The sequence below is a fragment of the Candidatus Pelagibacter sp. uisw_138 genome (genome assembly GCF_059512485.2).
In genome coordinates this window covers 163289-185323 of record NZ_CM183453.2, presented here as the reverse complement: position 1 = coordinate 185323, position 22035 = coordinate 163289, and the positions used below count along the sequence as shown (strand labels likewise).

General features: G+C 24.3%; 20 protein-coding genes. 13 read left to right on the top strand and 7 right to left on the bottom strand.

Features of this window, described 5'->3' with window-relative positions; genetic code table 11:
* Window positions 1-3: 3 nt before the first annotated feature.
* From AC5YGC_RS00910 to AC5YGC_RS00890, 5 genes are all read right to left on the bottom strand, one after another.
* Entirely contained in the window at window positions 4-891 is an 888-nt protein-coding gene (locus AC5YGC_RS00910; protein ID WP_502314029.1) for an NAD-dependent epimerase/dehydratase family protein, read from the bottom strand.
* 4 nt (window positions 892-895) lie between these two features.
* Window positions 896-1834 (bottom strand): NAD-dependent epimerase/dehydratase family protein, encoded by a 939-nt coding sequence (locus AC5YGC_RS00905; RefSeq protein WP_496139793.1) that lies wholly within the window; start codon window positions 1832-1834, stop codon window positions 896-898.
* A 6-nt stretch (window positions 1835-1840) separates the two neighbouring features.
* Window positions 1841-2869: a GDP-mannose 4,6-dehydratase gene (gene gmd, locus AC5YGC_RS00900; RefSeq protein WP_496139792.1), complete on the bottom strand. Its 1029-nt coding sequence runs from the start codon at window positions 2867-2869 to the stop codon at window positions 1841-1843.
* A 24-nt stretch (window positions 2870-2893) separates the two neighbouring features.
* Entirely contained in the window at window positions 2894-3592 is a 699-nt protein-coding gene (locus AC5YGC_RS00895) for a glycosyltransferase (protein WP_496139791.1), read from the bottom strand.
* 79 nt (window positions 3593-3671) lie between these two features.
* Window positions 3672-4385 carry a glycosyltransferase gene (locus AC5YGC_RS00890; RefSeq protein WP_496139790.1) on the bottom strand — a complete coding sequence of 238 codons (714 nt, stop codon included), beginning with the start codon at window positions 4383-4385 and terminating at the stop codon, window positions 3672-3674.
* A 15-nt stretch (window positions 4386-4400) separates the two neighbouring features.
* On the opposite strand from AC5YGC_RS00890, the gene AC5YGC_RS00885 reads away from it, so the two are divergent.
* On the top strand, window positions 4401-6065 hold the full coding sequence (locus tag AC5YGC_RS00885; protein ID WP_496139789.1) for a DUF8201 family protein: 1665 nt from the start codon (window positions 4401-4403) through the stop codon (window positions 6063-6065).
* Here the strand turns inward: AC5YGC_RS00885 and AC5YGC_RS00880 are convergent.
* On the bottom strand, window positions 6057-7124 hold the full coding sequence (locus AC5YGC_RS00880) for a hypothetical protein (RefSeq protein WP_496139788.1): 1068 nt from the start codon (window positions 7122-7124) through the stop codon (window positions 6057-6059). The two genes, AC5YGC_RS00885 and AC5YGC_RS00880, sit on opposite strands and share 9 nt — an antisense overlap.
* A gap of 248 nt (window positions 7125-7372) precedes the next feature.
* On the opposite strand from AC5YGC_RS00880, the gene AC5YGC_RS00875 reads away from it, so the two are divergent.
* The 12 genes from AC5YGC_RS00875 (at window position 7373) to AC5YGC_RS00820 (ending at window position 19865) form a co-directional block, all read left to right on the top strand.
* Window positions 7373-8167 carry a formyltransferase family protein gene (locus AC5YGC_RS00875; RefSeq protein ID WP_496139787.1) on the top strand — a complete coding sequence of 265 codons (795 nt, stop codon included), beginning with the start codon at window positions 7373-7375 and terminating at the stop codon, window positions 8165-8167.
* Complete coding sequence (locus AC5YGC_RS00870) at window positions 8160-9254, top strand: Gfo/Idh/MocA family oxidoreductase (RefSeq protein ID WP_496139786.1); 1095 nt, start codon at window positions 8160-8162, stop codon at window positions 9252-9254. Before AC5YGC_RS00875 ends, AC5YGC_RS00870 begins: the two co-directional genes overlap by 8 nt.
* Window positions 9251-10483 carry an aminotransferase class V-fold PLP-dependent enzyme gene (locus tag AC5YGC_RS00865; protein ID WP_502314028.1) on the top strand — a complete coding sequence of 411 codons (1233 nt, stop codon included), beginning with the start codon at window positions 9251-9253 and terminating at the stop codon, window positions 10481-10483. The genes AC5YGC_RS00870 and AC5YGC_RS00865 overlap by 4 nt, the downstream gene beginning before the upstream one ends.
* Window positions 10480-11409 (top strand): NAD(P)-dependent oxidoreductase, encoded by a 930-nt coding sequence (locus AC5YGC_RS00860; RefSeq protein ID WP_502314027.1) that lies wholly within the window; start codon window positions 10480-10482, stop codon window positions 11407-11409. The genes AC5YGC_RS00865 and AC5YGC_RS00860 overlap by 4 nt, the downstream gene beginning before the upstream one ends.
* The gene (gene kdsB / locus AC5YGC_RS00855) at window positions 11379-12182 is read left to right on the top strand and encodes a 3-deoxy-manno-octulosonate cytidylyltransferase (RefSeq protein WP_496139781.1); all 804 of its coding nucleotides are present in this window, start codon (window positions 11379-11381) and stop codon (window positions 12180-12182) included. The genes AC5YGC_RS00860 and kdsB overlap by 31 nt, the downstream gene beginning before the upstream one ends.
* A gap of 2 nt (window positions 12183-12184) precedes the next feature.
* Entirely contained in the window at window positions 12185-13216 is a 1032-nt protein-coding gene (locus AC5YGC_RS00850) for a Gfo/Idh/MocA family protein (RefSeq protein ID WP_496139780.1), read from the top strand.
* Complete coding sequence (locus tag AC5YGC_RS00845; RefSeq protein WP_502314026.1) at window positions 13203-13811, top strand: D-sedoheptulose-7-phosphate isomerase; 609 nt, start codon at window positions 13203-13205, stop codon at window positions 13809-13811. Before AC5YGC_RS00850 ends, AC5YGC_RS00845 begins: the two co-directional genes overlap by 14 nt.
* A 4-nt stretch (window positions 13812-13815) precedes the next feature.
* Window positions 13816-14520: an SDR family oxidoreductase gene (locus AC5YGC_RS00840; RefSeq protein ID WP_496139778.1), complete on the top strand. Its 705-nt coding sequence runs from the start codon at window positions 13816-13818 to the stop codon at window positions 14518-14520.
* Between the two features lie 422 nt (window positions 14521-14942).
* Entirely contained in the window at window positions 14943-15989 is a 1047-nt protein-coding gene (locus AC5YGC_RS00835) for a 3-dehydroquinate synthase family protein (RefSeq protein ID WP_496139777.1), read from the top strand.
* On the top strand, window positions 15990-17696 hold the full coding sequence (locus AC5YGC_RS00830) for an ATP-binding cassette domain-containing protein (protein ID WP_496139776.1): 1707 nt from the start codon (window positions 15990-15992) through the stop codon (window positions 17694-17696).
* Complete coding sequence (locus AC5YGC_RS00825) at window positions 17696-18844, top strand: DegT/DnrJ/EryC1/StrS family aminotransferase (protein ID WP_496139775.1); 1149 nt, start codon at window positions 17696-17698, stop codon at window positions 18842-18844. The genes AC5YGC_RS00830 and AC5YGC_RS00825 overlap by 1 nt, the downstream gene beginning before the upstream one ends.
* Window positions 18834-19865: a glycosyltransferase family protein gene (locus AC5YGC_RS00820; protein ID WP_496139774.1), complete on the top strand. Its 1032-nt coding sequence runs from the start codon at window positions 18834-18836 to the stop codon at window positions 19863-19865. The genes AC5YGC_RS00825 and AC5YGC_RS00820 overlap by 11 nt, the downstream gene beginning before the upstream one ends.
* On the opposite strand, the gene AC5YGC_RS00815 is transcribed toward AC5YGC_RS00820, so the two are convergent.
* A complete protein-coding gene (locus tag AC5YGC_RS00815; RefSeq protein WP_502314025.1) occupies window positions 19848-21617 on the bottom strand; it encodes a hypothetical protein in 1770 nt (589 codons plus the stop codon). The two genes, AC5YGC_RS00820 and AC5YGC_RS00815, sit on opposite strands and share 18 nt — an antisense overlap.
* Window positions 21618-22035 lie beyond the last annotated feature (418 nt).

The following is a 22035-nucleotide window of genomic DNA, read 5'->3' as shown; positions in this document are numbered from 1 at the left end:
AACCTATTTATTATATTTTTCCAATAAATCTTTGACATAACTCTCTAGTTGTAGTTTTCCAAAATACTTATGGACCTTATTGGATTGGCTAATATTTGTTAAAGCAGACGCATACCTCTCTCCTTTTCTTGGAGGCAAAAATTTGATTTTTGATTTAAACAACTTGGCTACTTGAACAATTGTATAGCTTTTCTTATTGGAAATACTGTAATGTTTATAATCATTATTCTTCCAGGCTAAATAACAAATTTTTACAGTATCCTCAATATGGGTAAACCTTCTTGACTGAGTACCAGGCATTACAATGGGCAAAGGTTTTTTTTTTTTATAACAATCTTCAAATATACCAATTACCGTAGCCATTGGTCCTTTTTCTATTTGACCCTTGCCATACACATTATAAAAATAAATTACCTCATATTTCATCTTAAACCATCTCTTTAAATTTTCTAACATTTCTAAATTTTTTGATTTAGTAAATGCATATGGAGATAAATCTTTATCCTTGCCCTTGTTGCCTAAACTAGCTGATGTAGCTGAGTAGATTAATTTAATTTTATTTTCTAGACAGAAATTAAAAACAGCATTTGATCCAACAGAATTGGAGTCAATACATTCATTCATTTTTAAAAAACTTTGATATATTCTTGAAAATTCACCAAAATGAAAAATTGCTTTAATTCTATCTTTTTTATGTTTTAATACTGTGGCAATATTTTTTGTATTTTCATTTATGTAGCTTGTTCTTTTATTTTTTTGATGATTTTTTTTTGCTCCGGTGGAATAATTATCGATACTAATAATCTTAAATTTAGTTTTTCTTAATAATAAAGTAATTAAGTTAGATCCAACAAAACCAGCACCACCTGTTACAATAATAATATCTTTCATGATTCTATTTAATTTCTTTTAGATATGATTGATATGTATTTAGAATAGCTGTCTCTAAATTTATTTTATAATGCCAGTCATATTTTTTGGCTATAGATACGTCCATTACTTTTTTTGCCACTCCGTTTGGTTTAGTTGTATCATATTGAATAAAAATCTTTTGATTTGGTAAGATAATCTTAGCAATTAATTCTGCATAATATTTAATTGAATAATCTTTGCCTGTTCCTATGTTTATTAAGTCATGACTAGTTTTTTTATTCATAAAATAAACACATGCATTTGCTAAATCATCAACATAAATAAGCTCTCTTTTAGCTTTACCATTACCCCACAATAAAAGTTTATCATTTTTAGAATTTTTTAATCTATGAATCTTTTTAATAAGAGCTGGTAAAAAATGCGAATTCAAATCATTGTAATTATCATTTGGTCCAAAAGTATTCGTTGGCATTAAAGATCTGTAATTCGTCTTGTATTGACTATTATAACTTTGACACATCTTAATACCTGCTATTTTAGCTATAGCATAAGCATCATTCGTTGGCTCTAACTCACCTGTTAATAAATACTTTTCTTTTATTGGTTGTTTGCAATTCTTTGGATAAACACAACTGGAGCCTAAAAATATTAAATTTTTAATACCGCAGAGGTAGGCACCATGTATCAAGTTAGATTGAATAATCAAATTTTGATAAATATAATCACCTTTGTATCTATTATTTGAATATATTCCGCCAACTTTTGCAGCAGCTATAAATATAAATTCTGGTTTATTTTTTCTTAAAAACTCTAGTGTTTTTAATTGATTTGTGAGATCTAACTCTTTTTTACTAGAGACAATAATTTTTTTATAACCATTTCTTTTTAACTCTCTTACTATAGCGCTGCCAACTAATCCTTTATGACCTGCAACATAAATTTTTGAGTTAGATCCAATCATGCCAGATTAAATTTTTAATTCAGAATTAACCATTTCTTTAACCAAATCTTTAATATTATATTTTGGTTTCCAGTTTAATTCTTTTCTAGCCTTACTTGAATTGCCCAATAATGTATCAACTTCTAAAGGTCTATAATAAGCTTTATCACATTCAATAATGCATTGGTTTTTATCATTAAAGCATTTTGTTTTTATCCCTTTACCCTTCCAATAATACTTTAAATTAAGCTCTTTTAATACGAGGTTAACAAAATCTTTAACGGAATATTGTTTTCCTGTAGAAATAACATAATCTTGAGGTATTTTTTGTTGTAACATCTTCCACATTGCTTCCACATAATCTTTGGCATGTCCCCAATCTCTTTTTGCATTCAAATTTCCTAAAAATAACTTATTTTTTTGGCCTAATTTAATTTTACATAGACCAGATACAATTTTCTTAGTAACAAATGTTTCTCCTCTAACTGGGCTTTCATGATTAAATAAAATCCCATTACATGCAAAAATTTTGTACGCTTCTCTATAATTGATAGTTATCCAGTGTGCATAAACTTTTGCAACACCATATGGACTTCTTGGATAAAAAGGTGTTTTTTCAGTTTGAGGTATTTCAACAACTTTACCGAACATCTCTGAAGTGCCTGCTTGATAAAACTTAGTTTTTTTTTCTAGACCATGAAATTTTATTGCTTCCAATATTCTTAATGCTCCAACGGCGTCAGCATTTGCAGTATATTCTGGAACTTCAAAAGAAACTGCTACATGTGATTGGGCTGCTAAATTGTAAATTTCATTTGGTTGAATATTTTTAATAAGTGATGAAATAGAAATTGCATCAGTAACATCACCATAATGTAAAATAAATTTTTTATTTTTTTGATGTCGATCTTGATAAAGGTGATCCACTCTTTGAGTGTTAAGTGAAGAAGATCTTCTTTTCACACCATGAACAATATAATTTTTTTTTAAAAGGAGCTCAGCAAGATAAGAACCATCTTGCCCTGTGATACCAAAAATTAATGCTTTCTTTTTCATTTAAAATTTAATTTTATATATTTATTATCTAAAAAATTTATACTTAAAAATACAATAAACAGCGATAAATGCATCTTTTAATGTAATTTTTTTTCCCTCTTTATAAGATCTACCTTTGTATGAAATTGGAACCTCGTAAAACACAAAGTTTTTTTTAGCAAGTTTTATAGTAATTTCAGGCTCTACTCCAAAAGTTTTTTCTTCTATATCAATTTGGGATATTACATTTTTTTTAAACACCTTATATCCAGTCTCCATATCGGTCATATTTAAGTTTGTCATTATATTAGTTAATAAGGTTAAAATTTTATTTGCTAAGAAATGCCAAAAAAAATGAAGCCTGACATAATCACCTCCCAAAAACCTTGACCCATAAACTACATCTGCATCAGTTTCTAGAAATGGCAAGATTAGTTTATTGTAATCTTTTGGGTCATATTCGAGATCTGCATCTTGAATAATTATAATATCTCCAGAACAATGCTTCAAACCTGTCTTTAGTGAGGCGCCTTTGCCCTGATTATGATTATGATAGTAGCCTTTTACTTGTGGATTTTCTTTACACAATCTTTCAATTATTTTTCTAGATTCATCAAGAGAAGAATCGTCAACAATAATGACTTCATTATTATCCTTAAAATGTTCTGAAATCAAAATTTTATTGACTACCAGTTCAATTGTTTTCTCTTCATTAAAACAAGGTATTAATGCTGAAACTTTCATTTAAATTTTTATCCTTATTAGATAATTCAATGGTATTAATAAAAAAATAATTATCGATAATTTTTATCATAAATTTCACCTAAAAAAATTTATTTTTCCTTTTTAGGAGCTTATACTTTAGTATAGTTGTTAAAGCCCTGAAACCATCTCTAGCACTAATTTTTTTACCTTGATTATAAGATCTACCATTATAATCAATGCCAATTTCTTTAATTTCAATACCAAGATTTGAAATTTTTGTTGTAATTTCAGGACAAAAAGCAAAATCATCTTCTATTAAGGTTACTTTATTAACAACTTCAATTGAAAAAAGTTTATAACAAGTGTGCGCATCAGTTAGTTTTTGATTATTAATTATATTTGAAAATATTGTGAGCATATGATTAAAAAAAACTCTATATAAAGAAGTAAACTTTTTATTACCCTGATATCTATTTTGCCCTAAAACTCTAGATCCATAAAGAATAGGTAAATTATTTTTTTTTGCATAATCGTACATTCTTATAATATCATCTGGATTATACTCTAAGTCAGCATCCTGTATTATTACATAATCCCCTTTAGAATATTTTATACCTCTTTTAATTGCAGAACCTTTACCTGTATTTTTTTTTTTAGAAATTACTAAATTAACTAATTTTTTTAATTTTTTCTCAATAATCCAAGAAGTGCCATCTGTAGAGCCATCATCTACTAATATAACTTGTTTTTCTATTTTAAGTTTAAAAACATCCTTAACCAGTTTCTCAATTGTATATTTTTCATTAAATGCAGGTATAATAATAGTTAACATCAGGTACTTTTAATTATGCATATAATTTTTATTTTTACATTTATTAATTTTTTATTTTATTTTTGTTTTGGCTCTATCTTCATGAATCAAAAATTAAATAAAAAAAATGATTATATCGATATAATCATAATAACAATATTTGGTATAATTATTATTTCATTCTTAGCCATTCTAATAAATTTTTTTTTTCCATTAAGTAGAAATATCAATAGTTTTTTATACTTAATTCTTGTTATTGTTTCCTTAAAATATGTTTTTAAATCTAACGGTAGGAAAATTATAAAAACTGGGATAATACTTAGTTTATTTTCGACTCTTTTTTTAATATATAGCAATGTTTATAGGCCAGATGCTGGTTTGTATCACCTTCCATTTACTGGCATTCTCAATAATGAAAAAATAATTTTTGGGTTATCAAACATACATTTTCGCTTTGCCCATACATCTATTTTACAATATCTCTCAGCTGTAAATTATAACTATTTATTTGATTTACATGGAGTTGAATTATCTAAGTCATTATTTGCTTTAACTCTAATATCTTTTTTTATTTTTAATATAATTAAAAACGAAAAAGAAACCTTATCATCAAAGTTAAATCTTTTATTTTCATACATAGTCACAATTTATATCTTTTATAAGTGCATAAGATTTTCAGAATATGGGAATGATATTATTCCACACTTAATGTACTTTTTTATTACCTCGTATATCTTAAAAAATATTGAAAATATTACTTTTAAAAATATTTCAAAAATATTTTTACTTTGTTCTTTTTTATTTTTAAGCAAGGTAACTTTTATTTTATCCTACTTATTTTTGTTTCCATTTATAAAAAAGTTTTTTAAAGAATTTGAAATTAATAGGTTTATGATTATTGGCATAATCTTAATTACGATGGGGCTTACCAAGTCTTATATAATGTCTGGATGTTTAATTTATCCTATTGAAATAAGTTGTCAAAAAAACAACCCAATTTATAATTCTGAACTCACCAAAAAAATTGCACTTGAAAGTGAAGTGTGGTCCAAAGCTTGGCCTGACAGGATTAATAAAGATATAAAAATGTACACTTATTCAAAAAATTTTAACTGGATAAAGGCTTATAAAAATACACACCTAAAAAAAATTATAAAGATAATTATGCCATATTTAATTTTTTTAATATTATTCATAATTTTTCTAAAATTTAAAACTAAAGAAAAATTCATGAAAAGGAATGTTTTCAATGGTTATTTTGATTTTATATTAGTGTTAAATTTTATTTTCATTTTAGTGTGGTTTATTAAGTTTCCGATTTACAGATATGGAACTTCTTTTATTATTACGTTTATATGTTTGTTAATTTTAAAATTTATAAATATAAAAATATTAGAAAAAATCCCTGATTATAAATCGTTTTTTTGCATCTTACTTATAGTTGTTTTTTCAGCTAAACAATTTCAGCGCCTAATAAAAAATAATACATATGAAAAAAATACTTTGTGGCCGAATATTTACAGTGAAAATAGAATATATAATAAAGTGGATAAACCAATAATTATTAACAAGAAAATTGTCTATTATGAAACAAGCAATAGAATGTGTTTTTATAGAAGATATATATGCACAAATTTTAAGGTAGAAAAAAATATTACCTATAAAAGTAAAGCAGGGTATAAATTTTTTATATCAAAATAACTTGTAATATAAAATATATAACAAATACTTAATATATTTATATTTAAGAATATTATTTAAATTATTCTTTTTACACACCTCAATTAAAAAACTTTCAAAAGAATTTTTTTTATCCAGTTTATCCCCAATGGCTGAATATTTTTCATTAACAGGATAACCACCAACTGATGGAAACAATATATTATCCTCAAATTCTATTGATAAGAATTTACAAATATCATTCTGTGATTTTTTTATATTGGCTAAAAATTCATTTAAATCTACAATTAAGAATTGTTTTGGATATTTACTTTGCAAAAAATTAATCTTATCTAAATTTTGATAATATTTTTTTTTAAAATTTGACTTAAACAAGGCTGAAATGCAAGATCTTTCACAATTAGTATAACCTGAAAAATATTCTGTTCTCTTATATTTAGAATAAACAAGGGATGGAAGGTCTCTATAGACAAAAATACATTTAAAATTTACATTTTCTTTTAGATAATAATCAATCATTTCAAAAGCTAGGTTTGCTTCATGATATAAAAAAATATCATTTTTTAAATCAGGTTTTTTATGATGATTCCATGATAAAAAATATGACTCTAAATAATAATCTAAAAAATTCTCTAATGTGAGTGTGTTTTTTGCAAAAATTTTTTCAAACCATATCTTATCAAATTTAAAAAAATCAAAATCAAATTTTTCTCTTTCAAAACTGTTTGTAGACGTATTATCAAACAAACTCCCTAGAAACGAATGCATTTCTAAAATTTCATAGTGTGAAAATTTTGCTAGCAATAACCTTAAAATTTCTGGTGATAATTTGATATTTTTCATATCTGAATTTGATTGTATTATTGGAAAATTATTTATAGATTTTTCAGCATATCCCTCTATCCATTTTGTCTTTTTATCTATTATGCTTTTTTTAATTTTTTTTATTCCATAAAAAGCTGATGATACTTTTTCATGACTATGAACTGTATTAATATTTGAATGATAATCTAAATATTTTGCAACTGTACTTTTGCCACTACCACTAAATCCTGTAATGAAAACTTTTTTTAAACTCACAATATTGCCTATTTTAGCTTTCAATTAATTTGCCAAAAAATATAATACTAATTCTAAATTGATTATATTTATAAAATATGAAGACCTCATTTATATTATTTTTTTGTAAATTATACTCTCCTTTATTAGAAAAAAACCTATATATTTTCCTAACTTTTGAATGGCCATTAATTTTGTCTAGAAGTATATTTTTTAAAAATAATTCATTCATAAGATTTTATAATATAGTATAAAATTGTTATAATTAAATGAATATTTTATTAATAATTGGTAGCCACCTTAGACACAAAAAATTTTTAGAAACTGTTTCAAATAAAATAAAGATTTCGGCTGTTATAATAGAAAATAGAGAAGACTCGATCCCCGATCCAAGTTTCATAAAAAATAAATTAGATAAAAAAAACTTTATAAAACATTTTAAAAATAGAGAATTGTGTGAAAAAAAATATTTTACAATAAAAAATAAAACAATCGATACAAATATTTTTTTAATAAATAATATTAAAAAAGATCAGAATAAATGTAAAACAATTTTAGGCAAGATCAAACCTAATATTGTTTTTACTTTTGGTGTAAGCTTAATTCCATCTGCACTTGTTAAGATTATGCCTAAGTATTCTATTAATCTACATAGTGGTTTAGCTCCTTATTACAAAGGTACAGCATGTAATTTTTGGCCTTTTTACTTTCTTGAACCTAATTGGGTGGGTATGACTTTTCATTTAATATCTAACAAACTAGATTCTGGTAACATAATTCATCATACAGTCCCTAGACTTAATATGAAAGATAGAGTCCATGATGTAAGCTGCAAAGTACAACTCAAATCTTTCAAGGAAAGTTTGAAAATTATAAAGATGATTAAAAATAAAAAAATTAAGGACTACAAAATAAACTCAAATGGAAAACTTTTTTTAAAAAAAGACTTTAGGCCAGAGCATTTAAGGATTATTTACAATTTAAATAATGATGATATAGTAAAAAAATACTTACTTAAAAAAACAATAAAAACAAAACCAAAAATTATTTCTATTTATGATTAATATTGGAATTATAGGATGTGGTAGGATAGCTACACACCATTGCGAGGCTATTATGAAAACACCTGGGCTCAAAATATTGGGTGTTTGTGATTTAGATTTGAAAAAAGCTGAAGATTTAGCCAGCAAATTTAAAGCTCAAGCATATAAAAATTATTACCAAATGCTTAATGAAAAACAAGAAATTGATCTTGTTGTAATCATTACTCCATCGGGAATGCACTATGAGCATACAATTGATATAATTAAAAAATATAAAAAAAATATCATTATTGAAAAGCCTACATTTCTAAAAAGTCAGCAAGTTCAAGAAGTTTATAAATTAGCAAAAAAGAATAAGCTGAAAATATTCCCTATTTTTCAAAATAGGTATAACAAGGCTGTTAAAAAAGTAAAAAAATCCTTGGAGCTTGGTCAGCTAGGCGAGATAAGAACAATAAATGCCACTGTAAGATGGTGCAGACCTCAAAGATATTATGACATGTCTATATGGAGAGGTACCTACTCTCATGATGGAGGTGCACTTACAAATCAGGGAATTCACTATATCGATATGTTGATATTTTTTGCAAAAAATATTACCGAAGTAAGCTGTATTGCAAAAACTCTTGGCTCTAAAATTGAGGTTGAAGATACCGCTACTGCAATTTTTAAATTAAAAAATGGTGGTATTGGTAGTTTAGAAATAACTACTGCTGCTAGACCTGATGATTTTGAAGGATCGCTAACTCTTGTTTGCTCAAAAGGTATGGCTAAGATTTCTGGCATGGCCTCCAATGAGTTGATTATTTTTTCACCTAAAAAAAGTGACTGCAAAAAATATTCAGATAATTTTAAAGATTTGCCAGGTAGAGGTAAAGTTTATGGAAGAGGTCATCATGATTCTTATAAAGATATTTACAAATCATTAAAATATAATGTACCATATCCAATCTCACCCTCTGAATGTTTAAAATCTGTAAACTTATTAAATGCTCTTTATAAATCATATGAAAATAATGGTGCCTGGGTTAAACTAAATAAAATAGTTAAACCAAGTAAGCTTGGAAGAAAAAATGAAAAAATTTCTAATCTTTATAGAGTAAGATGAATTCAAATAAAAGACTTGCTTTATTTGGTGGTAAAGCTGTTAGGCAAAAGCCATTCCCTGAAAGATTTTTATTCGATAACAGAGAAAAAAAGATAGTTAATGAGATTCTTGATTATTCAATTAAATCAGGAAAGCAAATTAGGTATTCGGATAAGTATGAAAAAAAATATCAAAAAAAGTTTAATGAATTTATGGGATCTGGTGGTAACAGTCATTGTGTGAACTCAGGTACTAATGCTTTATTGTGCTGCTTGGCTGCACTCAAATTAAAAAAAAAATCTGAAGTAATTGTTCCATCATTGACAGATGTAGGGTGTGTAACCCCTATAATACTAATGGGGTTGAAACCAATTCCATCTGACATAGATGCTCATAACTTTAATATAAATATTGAACAGATAAGAAAAAAAATTACAACAAAAACAAAAGCAGTTATAGTTGCGCATATAGGTGGTGAAGTTGCAAATATTATAAAAATCAAAAAATTTTTAAAAAAAAAAAAGATTTATCTTATTGAAGATTGTTCACAATCTCATGGATCTAAAATTAACGATATAAGAGTGGGTAACTTTGGTGATATATCCTTTTTTTCTACAATGGCTTCTAAACTACATTGTACCGGTGGAACTGGTGGTGTAGTTTTTTCCAAAAATAAAAAATTAATAAAGTTATCAAAAATGTTTGCTGACAGGGGTAAATTGCTAGATAAAAATGGTAATTTCACAGGGAGATACACAAACTTTGGAATTAATTGCACTCTTGACGAGATTTCAGCTGCAATAGGCTGTGTTCAAATAGATAAATTAAAAAAAAATATTAAAAAAACAAACTCTATGGGTGAGTATATAAAAAAAAAATTAAAAGATGTTAACTCTCCATCAAGAATAAAAAATCAGATTAAAAATACTTTTAATGTTTATTGGTTTTTAAGAATTGAGCTTGATATAAAAAAGATAACAACATCTAAAAAAAAATATTGTCAAGCATTAGCAAAAGAAGGTGTCAATTTAAAAGAACAATATCTTTACAATCCATTTGAACACGAGTGGTATAAAAAATATTTAAAGGAAAACAAAATAAAAAATAAAAAACTATCGCTCCCAAATTATGAGAATTCTCTAAAAAAACAATATATTATTTTTATTAGAGAAAACTATACTAAAAAAGATATAAATGATATTTTCAATAGTATTAAAAAAGTTGACTTTTTTTTAAAAATTAAATCATGATTAGTAAAAAAAAAATTTCTGTATGCTCTAGAACGTTTTATAATAATTTAAATTTACGAAACAAATTAGAAAAAGTATTTAAGAATATTAAATTTAACAAATCAAAAAAAAGTCTTGAAGGTAAAAATTTAGTCAACTTTTTAAAAGATTCGGAACAAGCTATAGTTGGTCTTGAAAAAATGAATTACAAAATACTTTGTCAGCTACCAAATCTAAAAGTTATTGTAAAGTATGGTGTTGGTTTAGATAAAATTGACTTAAAGTATTTAAAAAAAAAAAAGATAAGTTTTTTTCACTTTCCTGGGTTTAATAAAAGATCAGTTTCTGAGTTAGCTTTATCCTTTATGCTTTCTATATCTAGAAATTTAATTGAACTTGATTTACTAACTAAAAAAAATAATTGGGGTCAATTAACCGGAAACAACCTTTCAGACAAAACAATTGGAATTATTGGATGTGGATTTATAGGTAAGGATCTTATTAGCCTATTAAAACCATTTAAATGTAAAATCTATGTTAATGATATTGTAAACATAGATGATTGTTTAATTAAAAATAAAATAATATTTAAAAAAAAGAGGGATATATTCTCTGAATGTGACTTTATATCTATACATATTCCTTTTAATCAAAAAAATAAAAAAGTGATAAACAAAAAATATTTAAAATTGATGAAACCAACAGCGTCTCTAATTAATACTTCGAGAGGTGGAATAGTTGATGAAGAAGATTTATATGAAGTTCTAAAAAATAAATCAATAAGATCAGCATACTTTGATGTTCTTGCTACCGAGCCTCCTAAAAAAAATTCTAAGATGCTTAAACTTAAAAATTTCTTTATATCGCCACATATAGGTGGATCTACAGTGGAAAGCATACTAAAAGGTGGTTCTCTATGTATAAAAAAGCTAATTCAAATAAAATAAAAGACAAAATATTTGGATTCATTCCTGCAAGAATGGCCGCTACAAGATTTCCCAATAAACCACTAAAAAAAATTATGGGAATACCGATGATTGAGCATGTATATGAAAGGTCAAAATTATTTAAAAATTGGGAGAATTTATTTCTCACTACTTGTGATAAAGAAATAAAAAAGTTTTGTTCTACAAAAAATATACCTGTCATCATGACATCTAAAAAACATAAAAGATGCCTTGATCGAGTTTATGAAGCAGCCTCAAAAGTTAAGGGTATAAAAGATAGGGACATTATTGTTTGCGTTCAGGGTGACGAGCCAATGATGCAGACAGAAATGATAGAAAATACCTTAAAACCTATATATAAAAATAAAAAAATTAATGCCACAGTTCTTGCAATGGATATTATTGAAAAAAGCCAATTTAATGATAAGAATGCTGTTAAAATAATTCATAAAATTTCAGGAGAAGTCTTATATACCTCAAGATCTCCCATTCCTTATACTAAAAATTTTTCAAAAAAAACTAAAGCAAAAAGAATTTATGGAATATTTGCTTTTAGATGGCATTCTTTAAAAAAATTTTATTTTACTAAACCAAGCTTCCTAGAAGTTAGTGAGGCTTGTGACTCCAATAGAATTTGTGATAATTATGGAGGTCAATTTATTGCAAAACAAAAATATGTAGACTCATTTTCTGTGGATACGGAAAAAGATCTTAAAAAAGTGGAGAAATATTTAAAGAATAATAAACAAAATTTTAAATATCTAAGAAAGTAATTGTGAAAAAAATAAAAGTTGCAATTATTGGAATGGGAGTTGTTGGAACTAAGAGAAAGTTTTTTTTATCTAAAAATAAGAAATATACAATAAAGTATATAAGTGATAACAAGTTTAAAAAAGACTTTACTGAAAATGATATTAATCACTATAAGAACTATAAAAAAATTCCATTTAAAAATATAGATGCAGTATTTGTAACGTTACCAAATTTTTTAGCACCAAAGGTTACTATTTATTTTTTAGAAAAAAATATTCATGTTTTTTGCGAAAAACCTCCAGGGAGGAACGTTCAAGATGTAAAAGATGTATTAAAAGTTTATAAAAAAAATAAAAAACTAAAATTAAAATATGGATTTAACCATCGCTATCATAAGTCAGTAATGATGACTAAAGATATTATTGATAGTAAAAAACTTGGTAATTTAGTTAATATAAGAGCAGTCTATGGAAAAAGTAAAATTCTAAATTTTTCAAGCAATAACTGGAGGTCTGAAAAAAAATTTGCTGGAGGTGGTATCTTATTGGATCAGGGTATTCATATGTTAGATTTATTAAAATACTTTAATAATGACTCAAGTTTTCAAGAATACAAAAGTTTTATTTCTAATAAGTTTTGGGGTTATGATGTTGAAGATAATGCCTTTGCAATTATGAGAAGTAAAAATGGTGTTATAAGCTCAATACACTCAACAGCAACTCAGTGGCAACATAAATTCAATATGGAGATTACCTTCTCTAAAGGAGCAATCATATTAGAAGGTATTTTATCAGGAACTAAAACTTACGGAAAGGAAACATTAAAGATTTTTCCAGGTGCCAAACCATACCTTTATAAAGGTGAGTCTTTAAAAACTAAAAATTTTTACTTCGACAAAGATACATCTTGGGCAGATGAAATTGCTGAATTTGCTGAAGTTATTAATAAAAATAAACAAGTAATGTATGGTAGCATTTATGACTCACTTGCAGTGATGATAATGATAGATAAAATTTATAAAAATGATAAAAAAATTAAGAATGTCAGAAATTAATAAATTAGCAGTTAAAGATAAAAATATAGCAGATTTTGCAGAATCATATTTTCAAAATTTAAGTAATACATTTAGAAAAATAGATAAAAAATCTATTTTAAAACTTGAGAGAGAATTTTTAGATATAAGAAAAAAAAATGCTACTCTTTATGTTTTTGGTAATGGAGGTGGTGCTGCAACAGCCATGACCATGGCTAATGATTTAGGATTTGATGTTTTAAAAAAAACTAATAAAAAAACATTTAAAATTGTTTCACTTAATGACAATAGTTCTGTGATAACAGCTATAGCCAATGACACGGGTTATGATAATATTTTTGTAAACCAACTCAAAATACATTTTAAAAAAAATGATAAAATTTTAATTTTTTCAGCCTCAGGGAATTCAAAAAATTTAATAGATGCAGCCAACTGGGTTAAGAAAAAAGGTGGAAAAGTAATGAGTATTTTAGGATTTGATGGAGGAAAATTAAAAAAAATTAGTAATTTAACGATTCATATTAGATCTGAAAAAGGTGATTATGGTCCCGTAGAAGACTCTCAACTGATTATTAATCACATAATGGCTCATTGGTTTCAAAAAAATTTGAAATAAACTAGTGAATATAAATTTTAAAAATAAAACTATATTAATTACTGGAGCTTCAAGTGGTATAGGTCTCACCCTCTTTAAAAGGTTTAAAAAATTAGGTGGTCAAGTTATAGGAACGCAAAAAAGTAAAAAAATAAAAAATTTAATTTATGTGGATTTATCAAATGAAGAATCTTTGAAAGATTTTTTTTTAAAAATAAAAAAAATTAAAAAAATTGACATTTTAATAAATAACGCAGGATCAAATATCATTAATGATGTAACTTCAAATCGTGACAAAGATATAGAAAAAATTGTATCTACAAATCTTATAGCCCCTCTTAAAATTATCAGAGAAGTAGCAAAAAAAATGAAAAAAAATAAATATGGAAGAATAGTTAATATTTCTTCTATATTTGGTCATATTAGCAAAAAAAAAAGGTCTTTATATTCCTCTACAAAATTTGGGATAAATGGAATAACCAAAGCTTCTGCTCTTGACCTGGCAGGATATAATATATTGGTTAATTCGGTATCACCAGGATTTGTCTTAACAGCTCTCACTAAAAAAATTTTAGGTAAAGAAATTAAAGAAACAGAATCAAAAATACCAGTGAAACGGTTTGCCAGTACTAATGAAATTGCAAACTTAATTTTATTTTTATCAAGTAATCATAATTCATATATTACTGGTGAAAATATTATTATCGATGGTGGATTTACCTCTCAATAAATATCTATAATTTTTTAGTAAAAAAATGAATAAGGGAAAATACAATTATTTCATGGCTTGGTTGTCCTTCTAAATTACAGCTTTATAAAACTCTATTAATTTTTCTTATTTTTTATTTAACAAATTTTCCAATAAAGTTATTTTTTCCATATTAAGCTTAATTTTTTTAACTAAGTATTTTTTATATAATTGTTTAGAAAATATCGTATTATTGGATATTCTATTAGAGTTTCTATCAAATTTTTTTTATTAACATAAAATACATTAATAAATAATTTATCTGGTTTTCTTAAAAGATTTTTTTATTATTATTATTCTGATTATTAAAACTTAGAGTAGTTTTTTTCTTCATATAATTTACATTATTAAAGTCATAAATATTAAATTTATAATATTAAAGAATCTAGTATATTACTATATAAATGTATAAAAAAATTACAATTAACTCAATTTTTAAAAATTACGCTATTGAATTTAAAAATAATATTCAATTTAAACAAAAAAAAAATTGTGTGTATATAATTGATAAAAGGTTTTATACAAAAAATTTTAATAAATTAGCTTTTTTAAAATCTAAAATATTGTTATCTGCGAATGAAAAGCAAAAAAGCTTTGAAAATCTAACAATCATCATAAAAAAAATACTAAAATTTAGTATAAATAGAAAAACAGAACTTATTTGTATAGGAGGAGGTATTACTCAAGATATTGTTTCTTTTTTATCTTCAATTTTATTAAGGGGGATTAATTGGAATTTTTACCCAACTACACTTCTTTCTCAAGCTGATAGCTGCATAGGGGGCAAGACTTCAATAAATTTTTTAGGCACAAAAAACCAAATAGGAAACTTTTATCCTCCTAGAAAAATCATTATCAATGTAAATTTTTTAGATACATTGAATCAAAACCAAATAATATCTGGAATTGGAGAAATGGCACATTACTTTCTTTTTGCAAGCAATGAAGAATATCTCTTTTTTAAAAAAAAAATTAACACCCTTTTACTGAGAAACAATAAAGATATAAAACTGTGTATCCAAAAGTGTTTGATAATTAAAAAAAAAGTTATTGAAAAAGATGAACTTGATACCGGTTATAGACTGTTATTAAATTATGGACACACTTTTGGACACGCTATTGAAAAATATTCTAATTATAATATTCCTCATGGCATAGCAGTGGCAATTGGCATGAATATAAGTAACTATATTTCATATAAACTCGGATTTCTTGAGCAAAAAACATTTGAAGACATACATAAAAATATTTTATTTAAGGTTTACAAAAAAATAAAGTTTAAAAATTTTGATACAAAGAAATTCATAACTTTTTTAAAAAGTGATAAAAAGAATACAGAAAAAGAAATAGTATGTATTTTAACAAGGGGACCTGGTAAAATGTTCATATACAAATTTAAAAAAAATGATCCACATATTAAAAACCTATTAATAGAATATTTTAAAAAATAAATGAACTATCTTTATACTCTTTTAAAAGAGTCTATCTTTTACTTTAAAAAAAATACTTTTATAATTTTATTTTTATTTTTAATATCTTCATTATTAGATTTATTTGCAATAGTAAGTATAATTCCCCTTATTCATATAATTTTTGATAACTCTATTAATTCGGATAGTCTAATTGTTTCATTATATATTGATTTAATTACCAAATATGAAATCCCAATTAATTTTATAACAACTACGGTGATAGTAATAATTGTGTTTTCGACTGTTAAATTAATAGAATACTTTACAAATCTTAAATCAACTATTATTTCTCAAAATATTAAAGTCCAAATACAAAAAGATGCTTTAAATAAGTTTAATGAAACATCAATTTTTTATTTTATCAATCAGCCTGCTGGTTTAATAACTAATTTTTATAATAGAGAAATACCTTTTGTATGTGAATCTTATCGACTAATTTTGCTCTTAACATCAAGATTGTTTATTTTTATTTTTATAGGATTTTTAATGTTCTATAACGATTTTTATCTTACATTAATAACTTTATTTTCAATAATAGTTTTCATCGTTCTGATGAAAAAATTTTACAATAAAATAGAACAAGTTTCTAGCAACTCTGTTAAAAAATATCAAGAGTTAGCAAATTTTGTTAATTATTACATTAACAATATCGTAACTATAAAAAATTCAAAAATAAATAAAATAAAATTAGATGAAATAGAAAAAAATAATCACGAAAATATTAAGCTTGTAATTAAAAGTTCTAAATATAAATTATTATTATTAAATTTTATAGAGCCTATTTTTTTATTGTCTGCTGCTGGTATCTTTTATTTTGCTTCAAAAATAAATATCACACTAACAGATAGTTTGATATTAAATTTTGGAATCATATTAAGATTTTCAAGACAATTTTTAGGATTACAAGGTTTTTATTTAAAGATACTTGGTTGGAAAAGAAATGTTATATCAAAAAAATTTCAATTTCGATTGTTGCAAGACCATAGTGTAATAAGTAATATTAATAAAATACCAGTCGATAAAATATTCAACATAGTAACTAATAATTTAACTATTCAATTTGATAAAAAAACTATTATTAAAGACTTTAGTGTAAACATGAATACACCCTTCTTTGTAAAAATTAATGGAAACAATGGGAGTGGGAAATCCTCATTAGCCAAAGCCATTTCTGGTTACTTCCCAGTAAATAATAATCAAATTTTAATTAATAAAAATTGTATCAATACAGCAAACAAAGAAACCATACATGAAAAAATACTATATCTTGACAAAAACCCATATATTCTAGATGGATCTTTAATAAAAAATATTTTGATTAATGTTGAAGAAAGTCCTGAATTAATAAATCAAATACTTAATTACATAAAAAAATTTAATTTGGATAAGATATTTAATAAAGATAATATTCATAATAATTTATTAAGTGAGAATGGACACAATTTATCTCATGGCCAAATACAGAAAATCTCAATTATCAGAGCTTTAATTACAAAGCCAGACATAATGATATTAGATGAAGCCACCTCTAATGTAGATAGTGAAAATGAAAAAGAAATTTATGAATTATTATTTGAAGAAATTAATTTGTATAAAGGTAGCTTAATTTCAATATCACATAATAAAATATTTGATAATATTTTTGAAAAAATAATAGACCTTGATAATAGGCAGAATGCCACTTGATGAAAAAAGAAATATTAAATTATAACAAGCACTTCATTGATAATAAAGATTTTCAAATAATTAAAAAATCTTTATTTTCCAAACAAATTACGCAAGGTAAATTTGTTAAAAAGTTTGAAAAAAACTTATCGACATACACAAAATCAAAATACTGTCTAACAACAAATAGTGCTTCTACGGCACTATTTCTCTGTGTTAAATCAATACTTATTAATAATATAGCGACGTCTAAGAAATGTTATATTTCCCCAAACACTTACGTTGCAACTGCTAATGCTGCAATTCTGAATGGTCTAGATATTGAATTTATTGATATAGACAGATTAACCTTAAACATGTGTCCTACAGAATTAGAAAAAAAACTAATTAAAAACAAAGATAAAAATAAAGAAAAAACCATTGTAATAATAACACACTTTGGTGGAAACCCTTGCGATTTAAAGAAATTTAAATATTTGTCAAAAAAATATAATCTAGAAATAATTGAGGATGCCTCACATGCATTGGGTAGTACTTATGAGAACATCAAAATTGGGAACCCAAAATTTTCAAGTTATGTTGTAACAAGCTTTCACCCAGTGAAAACAATTACAACCGCAGAAGGAGGTGCAATATTTATGAATTCAAAAAAAAATATGGTCCTCATTGACCAATTAAGGTCAAATGGAGTAATTAAAAGTAAGTTTTTTCAAAAAAAATATTATAATCAACTTTATCCAAGCTTAAATTTTAGAATGAGTGATTTAAATGCGTCGCTCGGTATATCTCAACTTAAAAAAATTAATACCTTTATAAAAAAAAGAAATTCTATTGCAAAATTTTATAAAAAAAACATTAAAAATAAGAACGTTTCCTTTCAAAATATTCAAAAAAAATGCTTAAGTAGCTTTCATTTATTTTCAATACAAATTAATAACCTTAGCTTTAAATCAAAAATTACTTTTATGAAAAAAATAAAAAAACAAAACATTATGCTACACAATATGTATATACCCATATATTTTTTTGATCTTTATAAAGAGATAGCTAAAAAAAATATATGTAGAAATGCTGAACACTATTATGAAAAATCACTATGTCTCCCCATTTATTATGATTTAGAAAATAAACAAATTAAAAATCTTATAAATGAATTAAATGAAGTTTAATTCAAAAATAAGTGCTCTTTATTTAACAGATAATTTATACAAATATAAATCTTCTGACTATCAGATAGATATAATAAAATCACTCTCACAGAAATTTGATATTACTGAATATGGACCAAATTACTCATTCTTTAAAGAAAACTATAAATTTAATGATATTGAGTCTTTATTTCAAAAAAAATTTAATTTATTAATTTTAGGACATTCTTGGCTTCCTGACTTTCCCACAAATAATAATTTCTACTTTAAAGATCAAATAATCAAAGATATAAAAATTCCTAAGATTATGTTTCTTAATAAAGAGTATGTAAACCTTAAAGATAAAATAAAATTTGGTTTAGAAAACAAATTTGATATAATTTTTTCGCATCATCATATTGCAAAATATTTAAACAAAATTTACCAGACCAAATTTGAATTTTTGCCATTTGCAACTAATTTTAATAATATTACACAATTATCAAAAAAAAATTACGACTTAAGCTTTGTTGGGATTTTAAAAAATCTAAATAAATCTTATAATCATACTAATGCAAGAGAATCTGTAAGAAATTTAATTTATTATAATTATAGAAATATAAATATATCAAAAAAAAAAGAATTCAAAAGTTATAAAATTTTTTGGCAATCACATCCAAGGAATACTTTTGAAAATATTCTTTCTAAAATATTTATTGCAAAAAGATTGAGTAAGAATGACTATAGAAAAGTTATAGAATCTAGCCGCTTAGTTTTAAACACACCTTCACCTTATGATATTATTGGTCCTAGGTATTACGACTCTTTAGCGGTTGGAAGTCCAATCATATGCCCAAAAAAAAATACATTATATAAACACTATTTTGATGATGGAGATCTTATACAATTTGAAAATATGACAGACTTTAAAAAAAAGATAAGTTTCTATATTGAAAATAAAGACTTACTTTTGGAAAAATCGCTAAATATACTTAAAAAATACAAAGAAGTTAATTATAATACTAGAATGGAAAAAGTGCTGGATTTAATCGTAAGAATTTAAGTAATAATGTGTTTCCCAGTATATTACTTTCTTTTGTTTGTTAATAGGATTTCTAGTGCCCTTATGATTCATCTCTATAGGTATAGTGTGTCCTCTTGGATACATATCTAAGGCCTCTAAAGTTTTTGATTTTGCCCAAGGTTTTCTCCAAAAAGTCTCTTTTACGAGCACAGTTAAGACATCAAATCTTTTTCTAATATTTGGTAAATCATTTGCAAAGAAATAGTCATCTAATTTATGGTTTAACATATCAGCATTAATATAATTATATTTTTTAAAAAGATTCCCATCTATACTTGTAATAACAAGAGTATTGTTATGATTATAACGTTTATTTAAAAATAATTCATTGTCGTATTGATAAGCTAACTTACCATCAGTAAAGAATAAATTAGTTCCAATATAAAATAGCATCCCAATTGTAGTAATAAAAAGTTGAAAATATAAAACTACAGAAAAAAGTTTATTTAATATAAATTTATTTTCAAAAATATCTCTCACTATTAAAATTAAAAGCAAATAAATAATTAGATAATCTCGACCATGAATAAGTTTCAGGGTTAACCTATTGGTGTAATAATTATAAATCAAAAACATTAACATAATAATAAAATAACTATTAAATTTTAAAAAATTAGCTCTTAGTATCAAAACAATAAAACCAAGACCTAGTGACACAGTAAAATATTTTAAATAATCCATTGGCAATATAAGATCTACTAGAAAGAGTACATAATTAAAAACACCTGTTTGGCTGTCATTATATTTTCCCAATAAAAAATTAATAAATTCTATAACTTCAGGTTTTAAATTTTCAGGGTTGAAATAATAACTTACAAAAAAAATTAAAGGGTCATTATAAGTATATAAATTTATCAAACAAAATAACAAAAAGAAAGACGAACAAAAAATAATAGATTTAAAATATTTGATTAATCTAATTTTTTTAAAAAATAATAAAACAAAAATAATAATTGAATAATAAATAAAATTAATTTTCATCATTCCCAAAAAAATGACGGCTGATACTATGTGATATATCATTTTATTTAGCTCATCTTTGAAAGATTTTTCAATAATAAAAAATAAATAACAATAAGAGTATGCTACGAATAAATAAGATTTTTGGGTTAATAATAAAGACAGCAGAATTGGACAGCCAAATAGCAACATAAATATAGCCAATCTATTATTATTGATTCTAATGTTACTGCTTAAAATCTTATATAATCTAAATAGACTGTAAAAATTAAGAACTGAAATCAAATTATATACCTTAAATTGATAAGATATAAGATTTAGACTATCTCCAATAAAACTAATCTTATGATGTAAATCATAAATTTCTTTATTAAAAGATTTATTATTAAATTGACCCAAATGATATCTTATTGAGTCTGCGTCAGTTGCTGGGATTAACGAGGCAGTAAGAAAAATACCTATAAATAAAAAAAATATATAATGATTTTTTTTTTTTATTAAACTTAAGTTTGGAAATTTTACATAAAAACTTAAAATACCAAATGTTATAAATAAAGTAGAAAGTAAATAAATAAGGATTTCAACATTTATTCCTAACTTTTCTAAACTATATAAACATAAACTTATTATCAATATTACATTAATAAAAAGAAGATAAATAAATTTTTTATCAATTTTACTTTTTTTTGAATATAATTTACATGAAAAAAAAATGCCTTCTATAAAAAGCAAAGAATAAAAAAGATTAAGGGTAATTTGTGTGATGTTCATATAATTTATATAGTATATATACTTTTTAATTGAAAATTAATGATTATGCATAATCTTTACAAAAATATTGAAATTAATAAATATTTAATAATCTTTTTGTATCTATCATTTATTATAAATAATACCTTATTAATTTTTTTTCATGTTTATAAGGTGACTATAATTATCTGTAGTTTAGTAAGTTTATACTTATTCATAACTAACATAACACTAAATAACTCTCGAAAAATTTTTCTTACATCATTATTAATACTTCCATACTTATTTTTTTTTTATTTTATAAAGACTTTACATACTTAAAGTTTGCTACTAGCACTTTTGTCTGTATCATAATCTTCATTGTAGTTAGTGATATTGTTCAAGACAAAATTTTTCAGTATAAATTTAATAAGAGCAAGTATGTAATTGCAAATTTTTT